This window comes from Bifidobacterium sp. UMB1197 (assembly GCF_030217745.1).
Lineage (GTDB): Bacteria > Actinomycetota > Actinomycetes > Actinomycetales > Bifidobacteriaceae > Bifidobacterium > Bifidobacterium vaginale_B.
In genome coordinates this window covers 93,432-120,179 of sequence record NZ_JASOOL010000004.1, presented here as the reverse complement: position 1 = coordinate 120,179, position 26,748 = coordinate 93,432, and the positions used below count along the sequence as shown (strand labels likewise).

The 26,748-nt window shown below is 43.2% G+C and carries 9 protein-coding genes; 1 reads left to right on the top strand and 8 read right to left on the bottom strand.

Annotated elements, in window-relative coordinates:
* Positions 1–108 precede the first annotated feature (108 nt).
* The 3 genes from pepN to QP420_RS03715 form a co-directional block, all read right to left on the bottom strand.
* The gene (gene pepN, locus QP420_RS03725) at positions 109–2,727 is read right to left on the bottom strand and encodes an aminopeptidase N (RefSeq protein ID WP_481616579.1); all 2,619 of its coding nucleotides are present in this window, start codon (positions 2,725–2,727) and stop codon (positions 109–111) included.
* Positions 2,728–2,865: 138 nt separating this feature from the next.
* A complete protein-coding gene (locus QP420_RS03720) occupies positions 2,866–4,821 on the bottom strand; it encodes a ribonuclease J (protein WP_481616578.1) in 1,956 nt (651 codons plus the stop codon).
* A gap of 242 nt (positions 4,822–5,063) precedes the next feature.
* Positions 5,064–5,207: a hypothetical protein gene (locus QP420_RS03715; protein WP_081090992.1), complete on the bottom strand. Its 144-nt coding sequence runs from the start codon at positions 5,205–5,207 to the stop codon at positions 5,064–5,066.
* A gap of 501 nt (positions 5,208–5,708) precedes the next feature.
* Here QP420_RS03715 and QP420_RS03710 point away from each other — a divergent pair.
* Positions 5,709–7,079, top strand: a complete 1,371-nt coding sequence (locus QP420_RS03710) for an MFS transporter (protein WP_481616577.1) — start codon at positions 5,709–5,711, stop codon at positions 7,077–7,079.
* A 378-nt stretch (positions 7,080–7,457) separates the two neighbouring features.
* Here QP420_RS03710 and QP420_RS03705 read toward each other — a convergent pair whose 3' ends face one another.
* The 5 genes from QP420_RS03705 to QP420_RS03685 all read right to left on the bottom strand — a co-directional run bounded on the left by QP420_RS03705 (position 7,458) and on the right by QP420_RS03685 (position 26,727).
* The gene (locus QP420_RS03705; RefSeq protein ID WP_060786549.1) at positions 7,458–8,138 is read right to left on the bottom strand and encodes a GNAT family N-acetyltransferase; all 681 of its coding nucleotides are present in this window, start codon (positions 8,136–8,138) and stop codon (positions 7,458–7,460) included.
* Between the two features lie 78 nt (positions 8,139–8,216).
* Positions 8,217–12,479, bottom strand: coding sequence for an ATP-dependent DNA helicase (locus QP420_RS03700; RefSeq protein WP_481616576.1), 4,263 nt, complete (start codon positions 12,477–12,479; stop codon positions 8,217–8,219).
* Positions 12,469–17,445, bottom strand: a complete 4,977-nt coding sequence (locus QP420_RS03695) for a PD-(D/E)XK nuclease family protein (protein WP_481616575.1) — start codon at positions 17,443–17,445, stop codon at positions 12,469–12,471. Before QP420_RS03695 ends, QP420_RS03700 begins: the two co-directional genes overlap by 11 nt.
* Positions 17,446–17,734: 289 nt before the next feature.
* On the bottom strand, positions 17,735–18,508 hold the full coding sequence (locus QP420_RS03690; protein ID WP_481616574.1) for a hypothetical protein: 774 nt from the start codon (positions 18,506–18,508) through the stop codon (positions 17,735–17,737).
* A gap of 140 nt (positions 18,509–18,648) precedes the next feature.
* Entirely contained in the window at positions 18,649–26,727 is an 8,079-nt protein-coding gene (locus tag QP420_RS03685) for a cell wall-binding protein (protein WP_481616573.1), read from the bottom strand.
* Between the last annotated feature and the right edge of the window lie 21 nt (positions 26,728–26,748).

Sequence of the window (26,748 nt, the reverse complement as noted above, 5' to 3'; positions counted from 1 at the left end):
AAAGATGCAAATGTAACGAAAATCAGCCAAAAACAACAAAAACCGCGGTAAGGCAAAATCCAAACCGCGGTTTTTAACTCTTTACTTCAAACAGTAACAAGCAAAAAACTAAAGCGAAGCGTTGTAATGCTGCACTTTAAGCGTGCGGCGAGAAGAATCCAGCTTGCCAAGCACCATGCGGCGCAAAGCCTGATCCGCATCCTTATGCTCATCAAGCCAGCGCTGCCCACTCTCAACCAACTCGTCTACATCTGCATAATTTGGATACAAGCCTTCAATCAAAGTTTCTGCCATGTGGAATGTGCGATTCTTCCAAATCCACTCAACTTCCGCAAAGTAGCGCTTAACGTAAGGCTTAACCAAATCGCCTTTAGCGGTGCTTGCAAATCCAGCAACAACAGCACCCATCTGCATATTAGTCAAATCGAGATTACGCAAAGCCTGTTCAAAAGCCCAATCCTTAGCTTCTGCAGTTGCACGAGCCGCGCGAGCCTGGTAAGCGTATTCGCGATTCTCGGTAGTGTCTCGCTTAGCGAGTTCCGCATCGATTCCAGCTTCGTCCAAAGCATTTACGCCTGCGAGCGCAATAAGAATGCTCCAACGCAAGTCGTTGTCGATTTCCAAGCCTTCTAAGCGCACAGAACCGTCAAGAAGTCCGTTAGCGATTTGCACAAACTCGCTATCTCCAACTTCGCCGTAACCAAGATAAGCCTTTAGCAGCTGGAACTGTTCGTCCGAGCCAGCGTTAGCCGCCAAAGCCAACTGCCAGAGTTCGTGAGCCACATGCTTTGCAACTTGCGCTTGGCGCTCAGGAACCACGTAGTGGCTTGCAGTCACCTTTACTTGACCAAGAGCATAGCGGAAAGTCGTAGATTCGCGCTCTGTTGCCAAGGCCTTAAGGCTAAGTTCCACAAAGCGTTCTGCTGGGAATTCTGCGTCGCGAGTCATGTCCCACAATGCAAGCCAAATAAGCGAGCGAGTCAAAGAATCCTTAAAGCGGTAAAGATTTTCGGCAGCAAACTCAAGCGACTTTGCGTCAAATCGCAGCTTTGTGTAGGTTAAATCGTCGTCGTTTACAAGAATAAGCGCAGGCATTTGCAATCCGCGCGCTTCCGCAACTTCCGTCACTTCGCCGTCAACATCAAGTTCGATTCGCTTTGTACGCACAATTTCGCCAGTTGCTTCGTCCACATTGTAGAAACCAACAGCCAAGCGATGTGCGCGCAAAACAGGATGCTCTTCTGGGGCGCTTTGACGCAAGCGCAAAGAAGCAATCGTACCAGTGCCGTCGCCAGCCTCTTCGACTTCTGTGCTAATCGTGTTAATTCCAGCTTTTTCAAGCCACTGAGCGCTCCAAGCCTTAAGATCGCGACCGCTTGTAAGCTCTAACTCGTGCAACAAATCGGCCAAAGTTGCGTTGCTATAAGCGTGCTTGCTCAAGTAGTTGTGAATTCCTTCAAAGAACTTTTCTCGGCCAACATACGCCACAAGTTGCTTCAAAACGGAAGCGCCCTTTGCGTAGGTAATGCCGTCGAAGTTGACGGAGGTGTCGTTCAAATCGTTGATTGGAGCCACGATTGGGTGCGTTGTTGGAAGCTGATCTTGATTAAGCGCCCAGCTTTTTTCGCCAGAGTTGAAAGTGCTCCAAGCGTCGTGCCATTCGGTTGCTTCAGCCGTTGCAAGCGTAGACGTAAACTCAGCAAAAGACTCGTTAAGCCACAAGTCGTTCCACCACTTCATGGTTACGTAGTCGCCAAACCACATGTGCGCAAGCTCGTGCAAAACTGTTACAACGCGGCGCTCAGCGTATGCGTCCGTAACTTTGGATTCAAACACGTACTGGTCTCGAATTGTAACCATACCAATGTTTTCCATAGCTCCAGCGTTGTATTCTGGCACGTAAATCTGATCGTACTTTGCGTACGGATATGGCACTCCCCAAGTCTTAGCGTAGAAGGCAAAACCCTTCTTTGTAATATCGAACAAGTAGTCAACGTCTTTTGCAAACGCGTCTTTAAGTGCCTGGCGGCAGTACATTGCCATTGGCACTACGCGGCCGTCTTCGTTGTTGTAAGACGTGTGCCACTCGGCGTAAGGGCCTGCGCAAATCGCAGTTAAGTAGGAGCTCATTTTTGGAGTTGACTCAAACACCCAGCGCTTCATGCCTTCTACAGCGCCATTTTCCAAAGTGCCATCTTCCGTCTTGCGGCCTTCAATCGCAGTTTCGCTGACTACTGGCATGTTGGAAGTTACAATCCAACTTTCTGGAGCGTCTACACTAAAGTCAAAAACAGCCTTCAAATCTGGCTGGTCAAACACTGCGTAAACACGGCGAGCATCTGGCACCTCAAATTGCGTGTAAAGGTAAACGTTGCCGTCGGAAGGATCCACGCTTCTGTGCAAGCCTTCGCCCGTGTTGGAATACTGGCAATTTGCTACGACTTCTACTGTGTTTTGCGCGTTTAAATTGGCAAGCTCGATGCGACTATCTGCAAAAACCTTAGAAACATCAAGAGATACGCCATTAAGCACCACGGATTCAACGCTGTTTGCAATCAAATCGAGGAAGCTTGTTCCACCAGCTTTTGCACCAAACTCAATCTTTGTGTGCGACTTAAAATCACGGCCGCCCTTGCCTAAATCAAGTGCAACAGTGTAGTGAATTGGCATTTGGATAGCGCTAAAACGCTCCGCAGCTTCTACGCGAGTCAGATTTGCTCCTGGCATATTAACTTCCTTAATCTTCTTATATTTTTTCTTATATTTTTTTATATTTTTTCTTATATTTTGACTATTTTGCTGATTCTTGATTAGTTTTGACTAATCGCAGACTAATCGCAGACTAATCGCAGACTAATCGCTTGACTAATCCTTTTGCGCAAGATCCGCAACAACTGGCACAATCATTGGCTTCCTACGCAGCGCACGCGCAATCCAGCTTCCAAGCGTTCTGCGCATAATCTGCTGAAGCTTGTGCGTGTCTTTCTCGCCGTGCATCATGGCATCTTGAAGCTGGAAAACAATCTGAGATCGAACTTTTTCAAAATCAGACTCGTCTTCTGCAACAGCATTCAAGTAAATCTTTGGCCCCGTTACAACGTCTGCGCTATCGGTATTTACCACTACAAAGCTAGACACAAAGCCTTCCGTGCCAAGGATTCTGCGCTTTTCCAGCTCTTCGTCGGTAAGCTCGCCAACAGAATCGCCGTCAACATACACGTATCCGCATGGAACAGAGCCAACAACAGCGGCATTTCCGTGGTACAAGTCCACAACATCGCCATCTTCTGCCAAAACAACATTCTTAGGGTCTACGCCCGTTTTAACAGCAATCAAACCGTTTGCAACAAGATGCCTGTGTTCACCGTGAATTGGCATAGCGCACTTTGGCTTAACAATGTTGTACAAGTAAAGCAACTCGCCCTCGTTGCAATGACCAGATACGTGAATAGCAGCATTGTCTTTGTTGATTACGCGAGCGCCCATCTGCACAAGCTTGTTAATAACCTTGTAAACCTCATGCTCATTTCCAGGTATTAGGGAGCTTGCAAGAATAACGGTATCAAACTCGTTTACCGTAATATCTTTGTGTATTCCGTCTGCGATTCGCCCAAGTGCTGCCATCGGCTCGCCTTGAGATCCTGTGCACATATACACAAGCTTGTCGTCTTGAATATCTTTTGCTTGCTTTAAATCTGCAACAGTATTTTCTGGAATATGCAAGTAGCCAAGATCGGCCGCAATAGACATATTCCTAACCATTGAGCGCCCAACAAACACCACTTTTCTGCCATACTTGTGTGCAGCATCCACCACTTGCTGAACGCGGTGAACGTGGCTGGAGAAGCTTGCTACGATTATCTTGCGAGATGCGTTAGCAAACGCCTGATCCAAAGCTGGGCCAATCGAAGTTTCTGGCTTAACAAAACCTGGAACCTCGGCGTTAGTAGAATCTGCCATTAATAGGTCAATCCCCTGCTCGCCAAGCTTTCCAAATTCAACCAAGTCTGTGATTCTATGGTCTAATGGAAGCTGATCTAGCTTAATATCTCCCGTGTCTATAATCGTTCCAGCTGGCGTTTTTACACACACTGCAAGAGCGTCTGGAATTGAGTGAGTTACGCTAATAAACTCCAGATTGTACGGGCCAACTTTTAGCTTTGCGCGGCCTTCTACCTGAATTGTTTTTGGCTTAATCTTGTGTTCTTCGCACTTTGCTTCAACAAACGCAAGAGTAAGCTTAGAGCCGATTAGCGGAATATCTGGGCGCATTTTAAGCAAATATGGCACGCCGCCAATGTGGTCTTCGTGGCCGTGAGTTAAAACTAGCGCATCTACTTTGTCTAGTCTGTTTTGAATGTAGTGGAAGTCTGGAAGAATCAGGTCTACGCCTGGCTGCTCTTCTTCTGGGAACAAAACACCACAATCTATAAGCAAAATATGACCATTATATTCAATAACGTTCATATTTCGGCCAATTTCGCCCAAACCACCAAGCGGAACGATTCGCATTGACCCCTTGCGATACTTTGGAGGCGCAACAAGCGCGCCCTCTCGCTGATCATTTACCACTGGCGGAAGCGCATTGTAAGTAGTCTTAGAACTTTTAACCGCTTTAAACCCCTTAGATGCCCTACTCACCTTATGCAATTCAGCGTCTTTAGTTTTTTTAGTTTTTGTATTTTTATTCGTAGTTTTATTTTCTTTTTTCACAGTTTTTGTTGACTTTTTATTGTTTATCTCTGCGGATTGAGGAATTTTTACAGAGTCTACAATCTCTGCAAGAATCTCATCCGTCAATTGCGTCGTTGTATCACTCATCTACTTTATTGTATCGTTAAGCCTCAACGGAATCACACAAAAACTGCGACTTGCGCGCGTGCAATAAAAATTTAATGACGAATAATTAACAGCTAATGTTTAACAGCAAACATTTATCTGTAACGGCAAATATTTATCTTTTATCTGCAAATATCTAACAGAAAATATCTAGCAGAAAGTGTCTAACAGAAAGTGCTAGTGAAAAATATTAGTGAAATATTAGTGGAAATATTAGGCTGATTTTAGTGCTTGCCGTATTTTTTCCAAATTTTAATTCCAAGACCAATAAGAACTACCACGATTGCAAAAATCAAGGAGCCGACTATTGCAGAACCAGATTGAATACTCGCCAATCCCGAAGCTGAATAAATAAGTGAACCAAACATTGATTTGCCTTCCCGTTTTATTTGAAATCTATAAATCAATTCTACAATACTTTTTGTCAAAAGATAATCACAATAATCGCGATAATCGCGAACGATTTTCCTGCGTTTGTTCCCAAAACCACCAAAAACGGAAACAAACACGGGCAAAAAGAAACAAACATACGAAAGTATTCCCGCGTTTGTTCCCTATTTGACCCAAAATGTAAACAAACACGGGCGAATCGACGATTTCGAGCTGCGTAATGCGCGAGAAATCACCTCGATTCGCTGAGCCGCTCAGGTGTAAAGTCCAGTGGACTTTACACGCGGCGAAGACGTGAGCGCGCTGTAACGCGCGAACGATGTGACGCACTTTGTACCAAATTTGACCTAATTTACGTACATTTCCGGGAAAAACAAAACAACATCGGCAAACTTTGACGCCATACTGTAAACTGGAAAGACACTCAAAAACAATCATATTAAAAACGTTAAACGGTATAAATTTTAAGGGAAGTGAATATGTCATCGCAATCGGCGCAGCCAAAGTCTTCGCCTATGTCAAACTACGTAAGATTGTTCTCATTTGAAGGAACACGAGCGTTTTGCATATCTGGAGCAATAGCAAGGCTGCCTATTTCGATGATGGGCCTAGGAATTGTTCTAGCTTTAAACCACATTTACAACAATTGGACGATTGCGGGCACAATGAGCGCCGCATACGTGCTATCGCAAGCAGCCGTAACGCCATTATACGCAAAGCTTTTTGACAGATTCGGCCAGCGAAAAGTGGGTGTAATCGCCCTAAGTGCGCAAGTTATATGCATGCTGTCTTTTGCAACCGCAGCGCTTTTTCACATACCACTGCCAATACTGTTTGCGCTTGCAATTTTAATGGGCGTTACGCAGTTTGCATTCGGCGCGCTTGTTAGAACACGCTGGGCATACACGCTTAAAAATCAAAGCGACGACACGCTGCTAAATGTTGCGTACGCGCTGGAATCTGGAATCGACGAGATTGTGTTTATTTTCGGGCCAATTCTTGCGGCATGGCTTGCCACTAGCGTTCACCCTGTATCGCAGCTTTTTGTGCCAGTTCTAGCAAGCGGACTAGGCGGAGCATGGTTCTTGTCGCTTAAAAACACACAACCTGCGGTTGTTAAAATTGTGCAAGTAGAAACAGCTCCCGCAAGCGATGAAGATGTGCAAAATGCAATAAGCAATCAAAGCGAAGATGTACAGAAAAGCAGTAACGCAACAAAGCTTATCGACAAACTTTCGCTAAAACAGCTAAGGAACACAAATCGCAAAAACAAGCCAAAAAACGTGCTTCTTTACCGCGGAATCATACCGCTTGTTATTATGTTCCTTGTTTTTAACATGAGTTTTAGCGCTTTTGACGTATCCGTTACGGCAGCAATGCGCGCGCAAGGATTAGACAAACTCATAGGCTTGCAACTTGCTCTGTTTGCGTGCGGGTCTTTAGTTGGAGCCGTGATTTTTGGCTCTCATAAATTCCGCGGATCTAACTGGTCGCACCTAATCGTGTTTCTAAGCCTGCTTACTGTTGGCTTTATTCTTATGAACATTAACATAGATAGACTTGTGCTTCTAAGCATTTTTGAGCTTTTGAGTGGATTGTGCGTTTCGCCGATTTTTGCAACTGGAAACCTTATTGTTAAAGACACAATTCCCGAGCATTCGCTTACCGAAGGATTATCTTGGCTGCCAACAGCATCAGCTACTGGCGCCTCTCTTGGATCCATGGTTGCGGGATTTGCGATTGACGCGTGGAGTTCGCATGGCGGAATGATGGTTCCGTGGATTTCTACGCTTGTGGCGATCCCGATTGCATCAATTGGGTGGATTATTGTAACGCGCAAGCGCAGTTAATAGCGCAAGCTAGGTAGAGATTCGAGATTTTTCGCAGCTATCGAAGCGAGCCTCAGCGTCGCTAGATGGTGACTCGCCGAGAGAGCAAGAAAAATCGAGAATCTCAGGCGACTAGCGATACGAAATTGTTCAAGCATGCAAGAGGGCTGGGTGATTCTTGGTCGAACAGTATAAGAGCGGCAGCCGATACCAAACAACCCAATGACACACGCCTACAAACAAACTTAAACCAAAAACAAAATCAAAGCCAAATCGGAACAACCGCAACAACAAACTACACGTAAGAGGCGAAGCGTTGTGAGACAAGAATTAGCCAGCCCTCCTACACACCAAGCAAGGAAATAGGAAATATCACTCGCGTGGTCTAAGCGCAGTTAATCAACGCGACTGATGCGTGCGTCTGGTGCGGTTTACAAACGGCTCGCCCGAGTATATGTACAAGTCCTCAACAAGGTCTTTTACGCGATCTGCATACTTTTCGTGATCTTTTTTAGCCCACGTAGCATCTCGCCTAAGCCCGTGATAATCGTAGAAACTAACATCGCAAGCTGTATCTGTGTGCAAAAAGTAGCGGTTCACTCCGCGGCTGCGCAAATGTTGCATTGTGCGCTTCCACAATCCGCCCCCAACTCCGTGCCCGCGAGCATCTGGAGAAACAATAAAAAGCTCCAACTCTGCCTGAGTTAAGTCGTTTATATGGCTCATCGCCTCTAACTTGCGCTCAATCTGGCCCATGCCAATCGCAGAATCCAACGCTTTTGCGTGCAAAGAATCGCCTTTGCTAGACATCTTTGCCTCTTGCTCTTCTAGCATCTTCTGCACTTGCTTAAACAGCACTTTATCTCCATGCACGCGCGCAAGCAGCAGCCCCATAAATTTGCCGTTTATTGTTGCAACAGTTCCAAACGTGGAAGGCTCCAAATAGTGAAGCACAAATCGCCTAGAAAGATTGCGCGAAGCGTCTGCTCCAACAGCATGCGCAATCCCCCATGTGCGCTCGTATTCTTCTACGATTGCGTCAATGTCGTTAATTTTAACTGGCCGAAACTCAACCGTCATTTTGTCCTTCTTTTACTTTTACCAATTACCAACTTAAATCGGCTATGTTCTACTTTTAGATTACCAAAAATGTTGATTTTAAAAAGACGCCTCACTCAAAATCTCGTCGCGCGTTTTACACAACGCGTGTATCTCGCGATTTTCCGCACGCGCCTCACTAACGTAGTAAAGAGTGGCATCAATGCAGCTTAAATCAACGTTTGTTGCGCGCGCAAGCAGCAGCCTATACCAGTCAAGCTGCTCCAATTTTAGCTGAATATCTTCCGCGCTTTTTGGCCGCTTGCCCGTCTTCCAATCAACGATTGTGTAGAGTTTCGATTCGTCGTTAGCGTCTAATCCTCCTGCAAAAACAGCATCCAAAGTTCCGTTGATTATTCTATTTTCAAACTGCGTATTATCGATATTATCGATATTATCGATTTGCATTAAAATCGGCATTTCTGCAGCCAATGGAACCCTACTCGCCCAACGCGATTCTATAAGCCGTTGCTTCCATTCATCTAGTTGAGCGTCTTGAGATTTAACCAAACCCTTAGCAAAGTCCGAATCTTTGCGACTTTGATTAAACTCGTAAAGCAAATCTTTGCGATCTTGAGGAACAAATTGCTCATCTAACAAAGTTCCGTTTTTTACAATTGACTGCCAATTAGCACACTCGGATGCACTAGAAGGTACTGCAGAGTCTACAAATTGTTGCGCCCAAGCGTGGAACATGGTTCCTAAGGATGCATCAATCGATTGCGTTGAAGGGATTGGGCGAATGCACGCCAATAGATTGTTGTAAACTCGATTGTTTGCGCTTGAATTTTGCTCAACTCTACTTATTTTTTGCAGAGACGTTACGTTAAGCCTAGATCCGTTGGAAATCTTTTCCACCTTTTTGGCCAAATCTTCTAGGGAATAATCGCCAGCGGTTTGCGCGGTTAAATCAGCATCTTGAACAAATGCTTTTGCGCGGTAGTAAAGGGATTTTTGATGTGATATTAATGAAGATTCGCCACTAAAATCGCCATTTAAATCGCCAGAATCACCTGCAAAATCGCCATTAAGCACTTCGCTTTCAACAAGTTTGGCAGATTCTCTAAGAGCGTTCTGCACATTTTCGCTCGAGGCACAAGGCCATTCAAGCACGGGTTCTTTAGCGCACGAATCGCCTGGAACGGCGACTTTTCCAAACTCCCCCGCAAAATCGCCTGCAAAATCGCCTGCAATAAAGCCAAAAGCGTCTTCATCAGAATCACCAGAATCCGCAGAATCCGCAGAATCACCAGCATTTTCCGCCTTGCATCTTTTAACTTCAATCGCACCGTTAAGAGACTTTACAGCCTCCATCGACTCCTTAAGAAACACCGAAGCCGCGCGCTTTCGCCCATTTTCGCCCGAATCTCCCGAAGTTGCCGAGCCAGTTAAAAGCGCTGCAAACTTTGCGCGCGTAAGAGCCACGTACATAAGGTGGCGCTCGTCCATGTGAAGCTGGATTCCGCGCTCCTCGCTTTGCGAAAACGGCATAGAATCAACGCTTTGCTGGGATTTATACGTATTATACACACGGCGCGTTTCTTCGCTCAAAAAATCGCCAGCATCCGCCTCTTGAACAGCCTGCGCAAAATCGCGCAAAGCCTTGATTCTATTGGGCTTAACCTCGTCAAAGATCTTTTGCACACTATCTAAATCTTGCATTGCTTTTGCTGGGTGCATTGCCTCGCCGCGCGTTACTGTATGCGGAAAATGCGGCAAAATGTTGGCATCCACGCGCAAAGCCGTAGGCACGCTTGCTGCAAACTCAATCGGTATGCGAGCGCTGGCCTGCCCATTATCATCAATCTTTAGCGAATCTCCTTGATTGCTTGGAAAAGCACCCTCGTTTAGCCCAACTACAGCAACGGCTGGCCACTGCAAACCCTTTGATTGATGAACCGTCATTAAAACAACTTGCGCGCTATCGGCATCCGCCCCCAATCCAGATGCTACAGAGCCAGAGCCCGCCTGCGAATCCAGATTTTTTGCCGAATCAATCCAGCTGATTAGTCCACGCAAGCTAACGTCTTGCCAGTCGCCCATTTCTTGCACATACGTTTCTACAATCGTGTTTAGCGAATCAAGTACGCTATGCATATCGTTAAGCATTGTTTGATTGCTAAAATCCTTGTATTTTAAGGCCGCACCAACAGCAGTGTCAATGTCTACGTTAAGAGCCTCCACAGCCGTTTGCATAACGCTTGTTAGCGAATTTCTTTGCACGCGATCAACTTTATTTAGGATTTTGCTAAGACGACTTACGGCGGCAAATGCGGGAGCGCTCAGCTTTTCGCGCATCTGACGAACCCAATAATCGCCAGAATCGCCAGCAGCCGAAGAATCGCCAGCAGCCGCGCCAGACGAATCGCCACTCGCGCCAAAATCGCGCATAATCAAATCCGCTAAATAAAATCCGCCATAAATATTTATAACCTGCCCAGATATTTCCCCACTATTTGCCTTGTTTCTAAGATTTCGAACGGCCAAATCCCACTGGCTTCTAGGCAATCCCGCCTCAACTAGACCAGCCGCCGCATAAACGTTGTAAAGATATTCCGTATTCGCACTATTTGCGATTGCTGCCAACGCGCCCAAATCCGCAGTAGATAGCGCAAAACGCGCAGTGGCAAGAAGGCGCATAAGCGAATTGGAATCACTGTGGTCTTGAACCACTCTTAGCAAGCTCAAAACATCTTTAACGGCAGGCTTTTCAATAAGCGAAGAGTAGCCCACTATGCTTGTGCGAATCCCTGCAGCCTCTAGTTTTTCCGCATATTTTGGCATGTTTGCTTTACTTCTAAACAGAATTGCAAGCTGCGGTTCGAGCGGATTTTCGCCATATTTTTCAACGATTTTTTTAGCAAATCGCACAACGGCGTCAATCTCTTCGCCCTGACTTGGCATAAACAAAGCCGCAACCGTGCCATTTGACGCATCATCTTTTGGCTTTAAAGTTTCCACTTGTACTTCGTGGTCGTCAATGCTGCTAAATCGCTGACTTGCGATTTGCGTTGAATTATCGCCATTTTCCGCACGCATCGGCTCAGTTAGCGCGTTTGCAACTTTTAGTATAAACAGCGAATTTCTGCGCGTAACAGTTAGCGAATACTTGTTTTGCGCGCTTATGTTAAAGTCTTGTTCAAACTTACAAAAAGCTCCAGTTGAAGCGCCTCTAAACGAGTAGATTGCTTGGAACGGGTCGCCCACTGCCATAACGCGCGTGCGCTTTGCCGCTATCGAAGCATCGCCATAAAACAGCGTATTTATAAGCATTGCTTGCGTTGTGGAAGTATCTTGATACTCGTCTAAAAGAACTTGCGAATATTGATTCCTGTATTGCGCGCAAATCGAAGGAAAATGCGTAACCAAATAGTAAGCTGCAATCGTAAAATCGCTAAATTGCGCCATGTTTACGCGCTTTTTTTCGGCGTCAAATTGCAAAACAAGGTCTAGCAGAATGTCTCGTTTTAGGCACGCGTTGTATAGATTTATGCAAAATTGCAAGCACGAATCATCCCAATATTTTTCGTAATTTTTACACGCAGTCTTAAACTTTTCCGCAGACGCTTTCAATGCATCTTCTTCGCTCATTGCAGCCGTTTTTTTGACTTTTTTGTATTTTGGAATCGCTGGAGCCTTTGCGCTTAATGGCGATTCTACTTTTCTATCTGCAATAACGTTTTTTAAGTGTTTTGCAAACTCGTTATTCCACTCGCGTATTTTTTGAACAGCTTGAGGCACGCTTGAGCACGTTGCGCCTTCGCTATCTACTCCAATCATCGAGCACGATATTTCGGCACAAAGATTAATAACATCAGCACACAAAGTGTCAAAATCATACAACTTGCTTAAATTTTTAGCGTGATTTTGAGGATTATCCAAATATTTTCCGATTATACTTTTTATGATTTCCATCGCGCCAGCGTCGCTTAATGGCATTGTGCTTTGATTAAAGCCAACCAAAAGCCCGTATCTTCTTACGATTGATTGAAAGAACGCGTCGTACGTCATAACTTCTGGCTTTAAGAATGACTTTGCACCGCTTGCGCCATTTGCGCCGCTTGCGCTAACCTCCGCCGAAACGCGACTTAGCAATTCCGCCGCAGCCTTGTTTGTAAAAGTTAATCCCAGTATGGATTCTGGCGGAACTTTGCTTTTAATTAAGTGTATTACGCGGCGAGTCATGGTGTATGTTTTGCCGCTGCCAGCACCCGCAACTATAAGCACGTCTTGATTAATCGGAGCTTCTATAACGTTTTTTTGCTCTAAACTTGGAGCGCTGCTAGACGCAGATTTTACGGCCGCTGTGTTCTTATTGCTCATTTTTACCCTCAATCATCTCGTAAACCGTATCAACCTTTCCAGCGCAGCCAGGGCAAATGTTTAAACACCTGCAATAGCTCTTATGATCCGCCTTTGGCTCAACAGCAAAACTGGTTGACTTAACAGCAGCTGCAGCAAAAAACACGCGTGAAATCATCATAAGTGACCATTTTGCACGCATTGGCAAGCTTACAAAATCCTCCCACGCAGACTGACTTACGCCTTGCGCAGGATTTTGAGCATCAATATTTGGAAGATCGTAAAGGCGATTATTGCTGGCATACTTGTAACGGCTTGTAATCTCACTAGCGCTTAGCGCCCCATTAGCTTCGAATAGCGAAGGCTGGCAAATGTTTTCCGCAACACCGTTATCTTGCGCAGGAGAATCCTTGTAAACAACGTGGAACAGCGCGCTTCGCGCGATTTTTGTGTGCTTAAACTTTAGAAGCTGCTTAACTTCTTCAGCGTTTTCGGAGCAAAAAACAATTCCAAGCTGATAGCAAATAAGCTGCAAATCATTAAAAACTTGCTGCGTTTTAGGAACTTTTCCTGTTTTATAGTCAATTAGGCGAATTTGTTGCGTGTTGTCGTTTAACTTTCTAACTTCCATTCGGTCGATTCGCCCCTGGATTCTAACGCGCAAATCGCATGAGCCGCCATTAGGCCATCCGCCTACCAAAAATCCCATTATTGAATAAAGATCTTCCATGCTTATTTGCGATTTAGACGCGCGATTGTAAGCATCTAGAATATCGCTAAAACCAAACGTGGCGTTTATTGGGCACTCGCAATAAGCTTCCTCGAGGCTTCCCAAATGAACGTCTGCAATAGTCGTCTTTGCCGTTTTTGACTTTTCTGGCGCAGGCAGAATCTTTGTTACAACACCATCTTCATTTTTTTGCGCCAAAATCGGGTAATTTTGGCCAGTCAGCGATCCTACAAAATATTGAGCAATCGTGTAAAGCGCGCGGCGAACATTTAGATCGTTTTTTATAAAACGATAGCGGTCTTTTACGCTAGAAATACTAGAGTCGCTTGGGCAAATCGAATAATAATGCTCAATCATCTTATCTGCAACGTCTTCAATCGCATTTTTTTGCAAAGCGCTAAAGGAGTCAAACGAAAAGTCAAAGTCCTTAAATTCCGCTGTGTGGGCGCTAGCAAATCCACTAACAAACGCCTGAAGCTGTGGGTATTTTTTGCGCAAATACTCGTTGTCTAGATGCTCATCTTGACTTGCCCATCTGGCGGTTTCGTGAATAAGCGTTCCAAATTTCGCCGCCGTGCTGCCTACGGTAGGGCCAGCAAATTTGCGTTCCAAAAGGCAGCATACTGGGCAGGACCAAAGGCTATCCACCATTGATGGAGATAGCGTTACAAGGTTTTGATTAGTGAGGTTTTGATTAGTGGAGGATTTTCTGGAAGATTGCGCGGTTGCTTGCGATTCGTCTGGCGATTCTTTGGTTGCTTGCGATTCGTCTGGCGAGGCTGAATCAGCCACAGAATCAGCCACAGAATCAGCCACAGAATCGTAATTTTTCCGCATAAAATCCCAATTATCTGGATTTGCTGCATCAACTCCGTTGCTTTTTAAAAGATTCAACGCCGCTAATGCATCTTTAACCGCAGGATTTTCCGCCAAATTACCGCTGTTTTGCAATCCGCACACAGCCTGAGCAAGCGTGATTCTAGATGCACAAACAAGACCTCTTGCGTCTGCATCAACCGCTGCAAAATCGCCAGAAGCCTCGCCAGCAGCCTCGCCACAAAAATCGGTGTAATCACAGCTTCCGTCTTGATTTCTCCAATAAATCTCTGGCAAATAATAGTACAAAAAGTCCGAAGGAACGCAATCTTCGCTATTCACCGCGCTAATGCAAAGATGCTTTCTAGCGCGCGTAATGGCCATTAACAGGCTTCGCTGTTCGCCAGCAAAAATCGCCTGCTTATCGCTTACGCAAATACCATTAGGATTTTTAGCAGAAGAATCTAAAACGTACGCTATATCGCTAATATCGCAGCTTTCAGATTTACCTCTGCTATCGCCAGCATCACCACTTCCGCTACTATCGCCACTTAGAATCCTGCTATTTAACACAATGTCAACCAGTGTTTCCGCACCAAACATAGTGCTTCTAGCGGCCGTATTTGGCCAAACTCGCTGCTGAACCGCAGGAATCCACACGTAATCCCAAAGTCTTCCAACCGAGCCAGAAGGTGTTGTAAGAGTAACGGCATCTGGAAGAGGAGCCACGCTTGCAAGCGAATCCGCTTCGATTTCCATTTGACGAACCTGATCAATAAACTCGGCAATCGTCGGAGCGGCCGAGACTCCATTAGGCGTCTGCTGGCCTTGCGCGCTTGTAGACAAAAACGAGTTCGCATACTCAAAAAGCCTCATTGCAGCATCTAGCCTATCGTTTGCAGCGCGGCCCTCGTCATTGTTGCTAAGCGCTTGAATTTGCCACTTTTTAGCGCAATTGCAAAGATTCCAAGCCTTGCCTAAAACGTAGCTAGCCTGATTTTCTCCACTATTTTTAACTTTTGCAAGGTTACGTTTTAGGTCTTTAGAAAGTCTTAGCACAATATTAAACACGCGCATCAACGCACGCATATGAACACTGTTTGGCGTCATTTTTTGCAAAACAGAAAAAATTTCTGCAGATTTTGCGACTTGATTCTCTTCGCTTTCTAAATCGCCAGAATCCGCAGAATCGCCAGAATCCGCACAGCAACCGTCAATAAGCGCCTTAAGAATCAAAATGTAGCACGACTCAACGCTAAATTGCGTACTGTTTGCGTTTGGTTGCGCGTTAAAAACGCGATTATCAACCGTAAAATCGGCTCCAGCCTTCCCAGCCTTTTCGCCGCTGGCACTTAAAAGTCGATTACTAAGTGCTTGCCACTGCTCTATAAGACCGCGTAATGGCGAATTTGCGCCATTTGCGTTTTCGCCTAAAATCACTTCACTAAGAGAGCAGATTGAGCGCATAAGAGAATCAATAGCCGCCAAATCCGCGCAATTGTAATCGCCAGAATCCACAAGCGGGCTTTCCATTACGGTTTTTATTCTAGAGCGAACAAAATGCGCAATCGAGTAAAGCGTATAATCCCCCAAAATCACGCTTTTTGCTAAGTCGTCAACGCTTTTTTGGCTAAATTGCGCCAACTCAATAATCGCAAATAGCGCTTTTACAAACGGCTCATCTCTAAGCGCGCGCGTAACGGATGAATATTTAACTGGCACGCCGTCTTTTCTAAGCCGCTCGCCAAATGCGCGAACTGTTGCGTTATCGTGCGCAATTACGGCCATATTTTTCCAAGGAATTTTGTTGTCTAGATGAGCGCGTTTTATTTGCCAAATAACGCAATCCATCTCTTGGCTAGGAGTTCTGTACAAATCGCCAGAAACCGAAGAATTTTCTGTTTTTTGCGAATTTAATTCGATTTTTTCTATAGGAAAAGCCCCTTGAATATTGGCCATTTTCCAAGCCCTGCGGGTCATTGGTGTTTGCGTTGGCATAAGCGAAGCAATCGAAAGCGAAACGCGTGCAGAAAAAAGATTTAGCGCAATTGAGCGATTAGAATGGTTTAGAAAATCAGGGAGATTGTGCGATTCTTGGCACTTTACATCTTGCGACGCCTGTTTTGCAAAATCTTCGCCAAATCCTTCGACTTTATAATCGCAAATTTTAGAAACAGCAGCTTGCATAACGCCATTTTGCGCTGATTCAACAACGTAATCTGGGTACGATCCGCGGAAGGATTGCACGGATTCGTCGGGATTTGCCGTTAGAACAATCCGCACGCCCAAGCGCGCTAGCGACTCAAGAAAAGCCAAGCCAGCAAGCGTTACGTCGTGAAAATCGTCAACAACCAGCATGTGCGGAAGGAAGAGTTTAAGAGCATAAAACTCAAGGGAAGAATCGCAAGCCGCCGAAGATTCATTAGCACTATTGCAATGTAAATTATTAAAAATATTGTTTAAAATTTGAACGCCACTTGCCAAAAGCCTAGAAGAATCAAGCCTAAAAGCGTTTGGATACTTTTTGTGTACACAATCGGCGTACTCGCGGCGAAGAGCAAAAGCCAAATTCCATTGAGTTCTAAGGCGGGCCACAATGCTGGAAGATACAAAATCCGACTGAACATTAAGACGCGAGTCCAAGCTGTTCAGCATATTTGATTCTGCAGAATCGCTTACAATGCCCATCTCGTCTAAGCGCGCAAGCATATCTCGAAGTTGGTGGATAAAAGCGCTATTTACCAAAAAATCGTTAGAATTAGGCGATTCCTCTCTATTTTGCGCGTCTTGTAATTTAGAAATTGTGTAAATCCAAGAATCTTTGGATGCAGAATCCAGTGAAGAATCTTTAGAAGAATCTCTAGATAGAGAATCTTTAGATAGCGAATCTTTAGAATAGTCGCTAGCAAAATACTCGCTAAAAAGAGCGCAAACTCGGCAATTGCCACTATCGCCTTGCAAAACGTGATTAACGTGTACACGCACAACTTCGCGAAGAAGCGCGTCTTGCTCAGCGCCATTAAGCAACTTAGGCAAAGGCATGCCAAAAAGCTTGTTCCGCGCGGAAATCAAACTAAACGCAAGCGCAGAAAGTGTGCCGACTGGGCGTGACTGATGCGAAACACCCAAGTTCTGAATCACGTAATCCGACATACGCGCGGCGGTGGTGCGATTTTGGGCGGCGGCAACGGCAAGATCACTGCGAATGGCGTTTTTTAGCAAAAGCTGCGCAGCGCGATTATTGAGCGAGCAAGGCGAACCGGCTGCCGCGCTCCAATCAAAACGCAAACCCAAAAGCAATGCGCTAAGCGCGAAGCTTGACTTGCCAGCGTTTGGCGCTCCAAAAACAAGCAAAACATTAGTGTTGCGTCCATGCGCGTTTTTAAGAGTGCCATTTAGCAACGACTGAACGGCAGCCAGCGCAGATTCTTCCGTACACATAAACACAATTCTATCAACTGGCGCGAGTTATTCCCGCGTTTGTTTATTTTTGCCCACGTTTGTTTCTTTTCCCCCGCATTTGTTCCCATTTCGGCCAATTTTGGGAACAAAAGCAAGAACACTCCCCCGAGTTTGTTTATTTTTGCCCACGTTTGTTTACGTTTTGGCCAATTTTGGGAACAAATGCGGGAACACTCCCCCGCGTTTGTTTATTTTTTCCCGCGTTTGTTTACGTTTTGGCCAATTTTGGGAACAAATGCGGGAAAGTCGTTCGCGCGTTACAGCGCGCTCATGATTGTTGATTGGAAAGTCGCTTAGCGCGAGCGTTTTTAATCGCAAGAAACGCCATTCCAATGCCAATAAAAATCAGCGTAAAAATCACAAGCAAATAAACAACACCCACTCCAAGCGTTGTGGAATTAAATGTGTTTGGCGCAAATCCAAACCACCCAGCAGGAGCCTTGTAATTCAAAAAGTTGTACGGCGCTGCCATAGCATGATCACCCCAACGCAATCCCAAAAACTCGCTTAGCGCAACAGCATACGCAACGTAGCTAAGCGGCGGAATCGTAGCAAAATAAACGTGCGCGCGGCTGGACTTGTACTTGTAATCAAAAAGAATAAAGTCAAAAATCGCAAGCAACGGCGTTATAAAATGCACGCATAAGCTTGAGCAGCCATTGTTCATGTATGCGCCAACAAATCCGAGCTTATTTGTAGGAGCCAAAAAGCAAAGATACAGCGTAAAAGTGACGGCAATCGAAATCGTCATCATAAACTTAAAAACGTACCATGCGTTTGGCTTTGAATCTACCCAGCCGCCAGTGCGCTCAGCATGCACACCCTGCTCATCGCTTTTAGACTTAAGAGCACTTCGCGTGTCTAAAATCAGCGAGCCAAGCAGCGCCGCACAAATCATCAAGTTAGAAAGATTCGTAAAATACGTTAGCGCCATTGAATCCCAAGACATTGCCATTCCGTAAATGGACGAAACTATTGCAATAACTCGAATTATGGTTCTTGTAACGTAATCTTTGCGCGTTAGGACTAGTGTTTCGCTCATTCTTATCTCGCTTTCAAATAAGTTGTAATTCTTATTTATGTTTTTCGATTATTTTTGTTTTTACATAAACACATTTCGTTTTACATAAATAAGATTTACTATACTTGACTCCGATCTAGGAATAGCAAAACGTGCAAAATTCAATGGCGATTTTTGTACATATTGTCAAACAATCTACTAATGTCAAACAATCTGCCGCCGCCAAACAATCTGCCGCATCGCAAGGATTCAGCCGAAACGTTGCAATGCTTGCTGTATGTTAGCTCGCCACTAAATCCGTTGCCGCTTAGCAAAGATGTTAGCCATCCGCGCCTGCCAAACGCGCCAGATGCTATAAACATTGCAAGTAGCACGCCGAACATAAACGTGTATATAACAGCAGCTTGTCCACCAGTAAATGGCAGAGGAATTGGCGACACGTTGATGCCAGTAATCTTTATGTAGCCGATGATTGCCGTCTTATCATCTTTTCCAGCATTATAGTGTTCGCTCTCATTGTCTGATTTATCTTTTGTCTGCGCGTATACTGCGTAAACAGCCGTATTGCCACGAGAGATAAGCATCTGCTGCAGTTTGTCAGCATCTACACTTGCGTTGCCGTTGGTATCGCGCTTCAAAATAGGCGTGCAATCTGTATCTTGAGGCATGTTATTGTTCATCCAACGCACGCATACTTGAAGATTCTTGTCAACTACATCTTTAGAATCAAAATCATCGCTAGCGTCTACTAACAGCTCTTTGCCTTTCACTTTACCGTTAGGGTCTGGATTACCCGTGAAAGTGAACTTAATATCGTTAGCAGTAACCTCGTAAGGCTTATCCATAGTCGAAGATTTAAGTGGACCTTTAGAGATCGCTTCAGGCTTCACATTATCTACAGGCACAACATACACTGGAATAATCGACTGCGCTCCAGCAATATCACTAAAGTCAGATTTTGCTTCATACCCGTATAAGTCCACTAAACTGTTTCTAGCGTATTTATTGGAAAGCGAAAGTACGTAACGCGGCGAAGAATGATTTGTATCGTTTACAAATTTTATTCCATCAACACCACCCAAAGCATTATCGATCGTAAATGCAGATGAGTACACATTTTTATTACCCCATTTTTCAAACTCTGCTGGTTTAGGAGCCATTTTTGCATACTTATCTCCAAGCACAGTACTACTCATTCCATTACCTGTGTAGCCTATTTGCCTGCTATTTCCACCACCATAATTTCCGTTTGCTGCAACCAAATCTGGCACATTCGTAAACTCATCTTTTAGAGTAAAACAATCAGAAAGCTTAAAATCATTTCTTCTACTTTCTGCATCTTCCTTATCTGTACCCTTAATTTCGCGCAACGTTGGCTGCTTTTCGCGGAAAGCCTTTTCCACAGCAGCAAGACTTTCTCCGCTCTTGTTTTTAGACTCTTTTTTAAGATCTACTGGAACAAAACTTAAAGCATTTTGCAAAGCTCCAAGCCCAATTGTTCCCTTGCTGCTAGCATTGTATCGGTACACAAGCGATTGATGACCAGGCTCGCCAACAAGCGCAAATCCTGGGTCGTCTTTTCTATTAAGAACGTATGGCTTAGCTGTATCCCATGTAATCTCGTAGTCCGCTTTAACGTCAATACTCTTACCAGCTTTATTCTTGGCTTTAGCTTCACGAAGAGCAGCAAACCTTGTTACATGATAATACCTTGGAGCTGGAGTTACTTTTCGGCTTCTCCATCCTCGCGTTAGAACAAACGAATCCTGCTTATTCCCCGCTTTGTAATCAGGTTTTTTATCTTCTGGATTTGCACTAGAAAGATATGCAGATCTAATCCACGTAACTTTGGCTTGATTGTAGCCCAATCGTTCTAGATTGTCTTCGTTTGAAACATCCTCATCTTGCTGCGTTCTGGCGAACAAAACATTATTTTCTTCCGACTCTATGGAATCTTCGCTGCTAGACTCGTCGTTCCATATTGGTATAGAGTTTGCTTCGCGAAGAACTTTTCGCACAGCACTTTTTTCTGGATTTGTTAGCAAAAGTGGATGTGCTTGCACTACCTTGCGATTAACGTTTACTGAGAAGAATACGCAATCCGAAGGAGCGTTCCTTCTTGTGTCTCCGCTCTTTTCACCGCATACAGTAGAACGATCAACTTTTGGATCACTGATTACAGAAATAACGTTTTGCAAGTCGTCTTCTTTTAATACATCAGCTTCTGTTTTTGCACTTGGACTAATCGCATTAGCAGCCTGCGCGCCATTTTTTACAAAATATTTTCCAAATTCAGTGTCTTTATCTTCTGGGAAGCTATCAAAATCAAACTCTTTATTGTTATTTTGACTATTATTATTTTGACTATTATTTGCAGATCCACCAGAATTTCCGCCATTACTAGCCGCACCACGATTAGATCTAAATGAAGCATCTACGTTAATAATTCCAGGCATAGTAGTCCACTCGCCATACTTGTAACGACTGCGAGCGCGAACCACACTTCCCGGCGCTAATTGATTCTGCTTAAATTTAACTTCACCTGTTTTAGCGTCTATTTTTTCAACTTCTTTAGGCAAATTGGAATTACGCTCACCCGATTCGTAGCCTTCACAAACCTTCCACGATCCATTATTTTTTCCACCTGCACTCTTGCATATAGCAAAAACATGACCGAACTGCTTAACTTTTGCGTTAGGCTTTAAATCATCTAAAGTATTGTAGTAAATTGCAGTACGAGACGCGGATGGATCCGTTTTAACAACAACCGAATTATTGTAATTATTGTTAGAATCTGTAACCGCGCTCGCGCTATCGTGCAGCCACACGTTTTCACCAGATACTCTATTTTCATGATTTCCGTCGTATGCTATAACTTTCGGAGCTACAGCAGGCTGCCATTTAATCTTAAAGCAGCCCACAGCAGTTTCGTCACTTTTATTACCAGACTCGTCTTCGATTTGCGCAATCAGTTTAAATGTTGTTGCAGTCGCAGCATTTTTGCCACGATACTTTTGAATAAATTGCATAAGTAAGTTATTCTTAACAACGCCATTTTTTACAAACTGCGCACGAATTGGCTTATTATTACTATCTTTTAGCCCTTCTGCCTCAACATATATAGACAGTGTTCTTTTAAGAACATCGTTGTTTTCGCCGTTAGACTTATTAAAATCGTCGTCAAACTTCAACAATTCAGCAATATTAAATAAGCCATTACTATTTTTAAAATCTTTACCATCTTCATCGAGTGTTACTGGATTAGCGCATGAAGAGCCATTGCATTTACCAAGCCACGTTTTGTTAGACTTTGGTGAAATGGTTGGCTTATTCAAATCCACTGGTACGAAGATAACGTTAATAACGTTTCGAGTGTTGTTTTTATCACCCTCGCCACGTATTTCAAGATCCTTGTTGATTTCGCCATTTACAACGTATATCTGCGATTCAAATGGGTATTGAATATACTTATTATCTTTAGTTTTACTTACGATTCCAGAATAGTGCTTCTTCTTATCTAAGCTAATGTTTACATCTTCTCCAGCTATTCGATCATTATATCCTTCGCCGCCAGCAATAAGATAAGACTGTTTTTGCACAGAATAATCTTTACTTGTAATTGGTTCATCTGGCGAAACTCGCTGTCCACCGCCTAAATCAACTAAACGAACAAGATCTGCTATATTTACCCATTCGCCATTTTTTAGCTTATATCCTTTGCCATCTCCACGATTAGGCAAACTACCGTAGCCACCATTATCGCGTTCTACGTTAGTCTTCAAAATCGCTTCTTGCCCTAAATTATTGCCTAATGGTCTAATAGAAGGCTGCGGATTATTGGCATCTACACCTTTTGGCTTTCCTTGCAATAAGTCAAGAGCCTTATTTAAATGAACATTTTGATTATTAGCAGAATTAATATTCCAACGATAAACAAAATATTGATTTCCTTGTTCAGCACTGCCTCGCATTTCGAAACCAGGATCCATATTTCTGTCTTGTAGCTTATTACTAGACCACTTCCAGTCATAATCCCTACGTATATCTACAAAACGCGTAATTTTCTTCTGTTTAGGGTCTAGTACTGTTGTAAGCGTTTGATCATCACTTGTATCTGCACCAGTTCCTGTTTTCTTTATGGCTGTAAGCTGTTTTTCTGTGCTCTTTCCATCCGCGTTATTTTTTCCATACGGATTTAGAGTTAAGCAAATCTTGTATTGCTTGTCTGAATCTTGATTGCAAGAATATTTGCCATTAGGGTCGTTTTTGCCATCCGTATAGCCATTATTCTTACCATCATTTACGAAACCAATCTCATCGCCTCGCCACTTTAAACGCTCATTTGCCAAGCGAATCCTTTGTACTAAAGCATGACGTTCGGAAGGATTAAGCTCATACGGGTTTGCTTGCACCAATCCATTTGGCCATTTTATTTCTAATGGCAGAGGGTCTGATTTTGTTCCATCTTGCGTTAAAGAACCCGTTGAGGAGCCATTTGCAATATCAACATATATTCTTGAGCCGATTTCCGCCAAATTTTCTGGTATTGTTATTTCCAAACCGCCATTCTTTTCTTCAAAACTTATGCCGCTTAATGGCGCAATCATATTTTTAAAGAATGGATTCCCATCGTTATTAACTTGCTTCCATAATTTACCTTTAGCATCTGGAACATCATTTTTAGCTAAAATAATGCCGTTGCAGAATCCAGATGTTGGGCATTTTGTATTAATGGCACTGTACTTATTGCCACTATCGTCAACAGGCTTTTTATCTCCGCGCTTCCAAATGCGCACAAACACCATCTTTACGCTTTTTGCAGAAGGCAAAAGCCTGACTTTACCATCATAGTGACCATTATCTTGTTTTTGCCACCAAACAGTTGGTTTATCGAAGCCGTCTCGAGTAACCTTTAGTTTAATTGTTTTTGACACTTCATTACCAGCATCATCCCAAGCATGGAATGTAAATTCGGGAGTTTTGCCAACGTCAGCAAGCCCTAAAGTTGCGTTTGCAGGCGTTGTATTTATATAACCCGACTGATCTGTGCGAGTGTTTTTATGATTTGTTTGGTCAAAATCACTGCTAAAGCTTATTGTTGTAAAAGCTTTGTTTAATTCTGCTATATCGTCATATTTACTACCTATACGGCCGTTTTGCTTTTTAACACCCAAAGAAACATGACGATCATCGTGACCTTGTACAAAAAACTTAATATTGCTTCCAAAAGGAACGTTTAATCCTTTTTCTGGAACGCTTTGCGCGCTACCATTGTCAATACTAACCTTAACGTCAATAGTTGGCTTTTCATCATCAATCCTAGTAAAAACAACTGGCATTAATGCTTTAGAATCATCGTAATAGATTATTTTCGCGTATTTAACGCCAACAACCATAGGCAAAACTTGAATACTATTTTCTCCACCCCTTTGAAGCATCATATACTCAACGTTGTGGTCTCCCTTACGTTCAAACGTCTTATAGCGTACAATTCCGTTTGACACAGAATCAACATAGTCATTTTTTGCTCGTTGCAAAAATCGGCTTTTTTCAACCTCTGTTAAATCGTCACCAATTCGTTTGCTATTAGAAGGAACATCGTAGAATCGCCATATATATCGCTCTGTTCCTTCAACTGGGTACGAAGAACATAGATTACTGCTATTCCCATTATTATTACTATTACTATTTCTAGTGTTCTTGCTTTTACGATCATGATTACAAGCGTTGTATGCGTCTACAACTGGCAATCTAACAGCGATTTTTGCTACAGCATCTCGCAATGTTTTAGAAGCAACGCTACCATCTTCTTTTGCCCAAGAAACATCGTATATTGCTCTAGTTTTAATGTCGTTATTAACAGCACCATTATTATCTTTAAACTTCTCAGACAATGGGTAGTAATTGTTTTTTACAGAACCATAGTCTTTTTTATTTGGGTCTGGCATCCACAATCGCGGAAAACGAGCTTTAGCTTGCTTATAAATAATGGACTTTTTGTCTGGAAAATTCACAAAATCAAAAGCTTTAAACTCTTTGCTAGTGGAATAATATTTATCAACTTGATTTGGCTGCCACTCTTGTGTTTCAAGAGGCTTAAAAACGTCTGACTGACCAATAATCTGGTAAGGAACAGGAACAGACTGACCCATTTGAAGCTTATTATTAAAATATTCCAAATTAGCGGATTGATCACCAAAAGCCGAATCTTCTGTATTAACTTTGTCTAAACCTTGATTATTGCGCCACCATAAGTTACCACGCTTATTACCGCCATTTTTGCCAATCGCAGGAGTAATAGACAGCTCAGTTCTAGCATGTATATTTGAATCAGTAGGACAATCTGTATTGTGATATTCAGAACACACTTTTTGCTCAATTGGATTTAGCAACAAGCTTCTAACTCGCAAACCATTTTTAGCTAATTCTTGACCATTATCACTGTTGAATGGGCCAGTTCCAGTTCCACGTAAGAATGAATATTTTGTCATGAACATATCAATAATGTTCGAAACGCCATACCACTGGTTGTTTAACATTCGATATCTTCGAATACCTCTAACATTTAGATTTGTTTTGTTGTATGGATCCGCTGGGCTAGCTTGGCCAGAATTATAACGATTGCCAAAATATGATCCTGCTCCATAAAATGGGTTTTTATTTTCTGAATTAGTCACATTAGATGTTGTAAAGTGAATATGATACCCGTATGGAATTCGCGTATTGCTATACACATTGTTATAAAAAGCAAATATAAGACTAGATCTATCTCTTACGGAATTTTTAAGATTGTTTATTAAAAGTGCATACGCATTATTTATACCTGGAACATCAAAATTAGGTATTTGAGGGCCATTAGTACGCTGAAAATCATTAAGAGCGCCCCATCTTGTGCTATTAACGCAATCAAAACCGTACTCTCCAGAGCAACTCGCAAAATTAATATTAGATCTTGTTTGCGCACCACCCTTATATACGCCTGTATACGAATCTCGTCCTAAGAAAAACCCTTTATCTCTTTTTGCAAAGCTAGACCACTCATTTTCAAGAGTTTGACCATCACTAATAGATCTAGTTTCAACGTTTGCACAGAAACCATTAGGATTAACCCAATCAGCTTTGCAACCTTTTATACTTTTATCATTAAATTGATAACGTCTTATATATTGATTGTATTCTCCAGTAACGGGATCTTTTTTAGAAACATCGAGTTTTTGCGTATCTGGTACCGTAAAGTAATTCCAAGCGTCTGCAGCGCCATGAATTCTAGCACCCATATTAAAAAGAACATCCCAGATGTATCCACTTCCATCTGGCTTTGGTTCTTTGCGCATAAAAACATAATCATGAACTTCGTCTACAGGAAGCGTATTAGGGCTTTGACCTTTGGCACCTACCCAGCTTCCGTTATAAGTTCCGTGGATTAAACCATCCATTGAACGCATTAAATAAGTGCCTTTAGGGTAGGGAGTAAAGTTATTGTTGTTTTCGTAATTGCCTTTAGGAACGTTCCAACGTGAAGTAATATGCCATGCGTTTTGCACATCCATATCGTAATCGTGACCAGATGATGCGCGATGACCTTGTAAATCTCCAGGAGCTGTAAAACATTCTGTACGCGCTTTATCTGCATAGCAGCCTGGACGAAATTCGCGCTTATTGCCAAATCTAGAATCATTGTTTGACGAACGGTAAGAAGGCTTTACAGAATCACGCAATGATATATTTTGTGCAGAAGAATCTTGCGCAGAAGCATATTGTGCAGATCGCAATAAATTGTTATTCAACATTTTATCCGCAATATCTTTTGCACTATTAGTAAGAATATCGTCCAAAATGTTACTAGAACGCTTGTTTAATGCAGAATGTGAGCGCGCATTTATTGAATTACGCGCAAAATCACCAATATTGTTAATCCTAGAAAACACATTGCTAGAACCGTCAACATAGTGAACGTTAGAAGAAAATGGATGCGTAAAAGACGAATCAGATGAATTAGATGAAGATGAATTAGATGAAGATAATGCTTTTGGAGCACGATTAGAATCTAAATCAGAATCATGCTTATTCTTTAATGCGCGAGGTGTGGAATTGTGCGCAGGCGTTTCCTGAGCTGCAGCAGTATTAGCTGTTAAAAGCGTTGTAAGAACAATTGATGCAGTAAGAATAAACACTAGTACGCTTTTTACAAAAGATTTAAGAGTACTACTAAACGTACTACTATCGCTAATAACTTTCATTTTCCACCTACTCGCGCACTA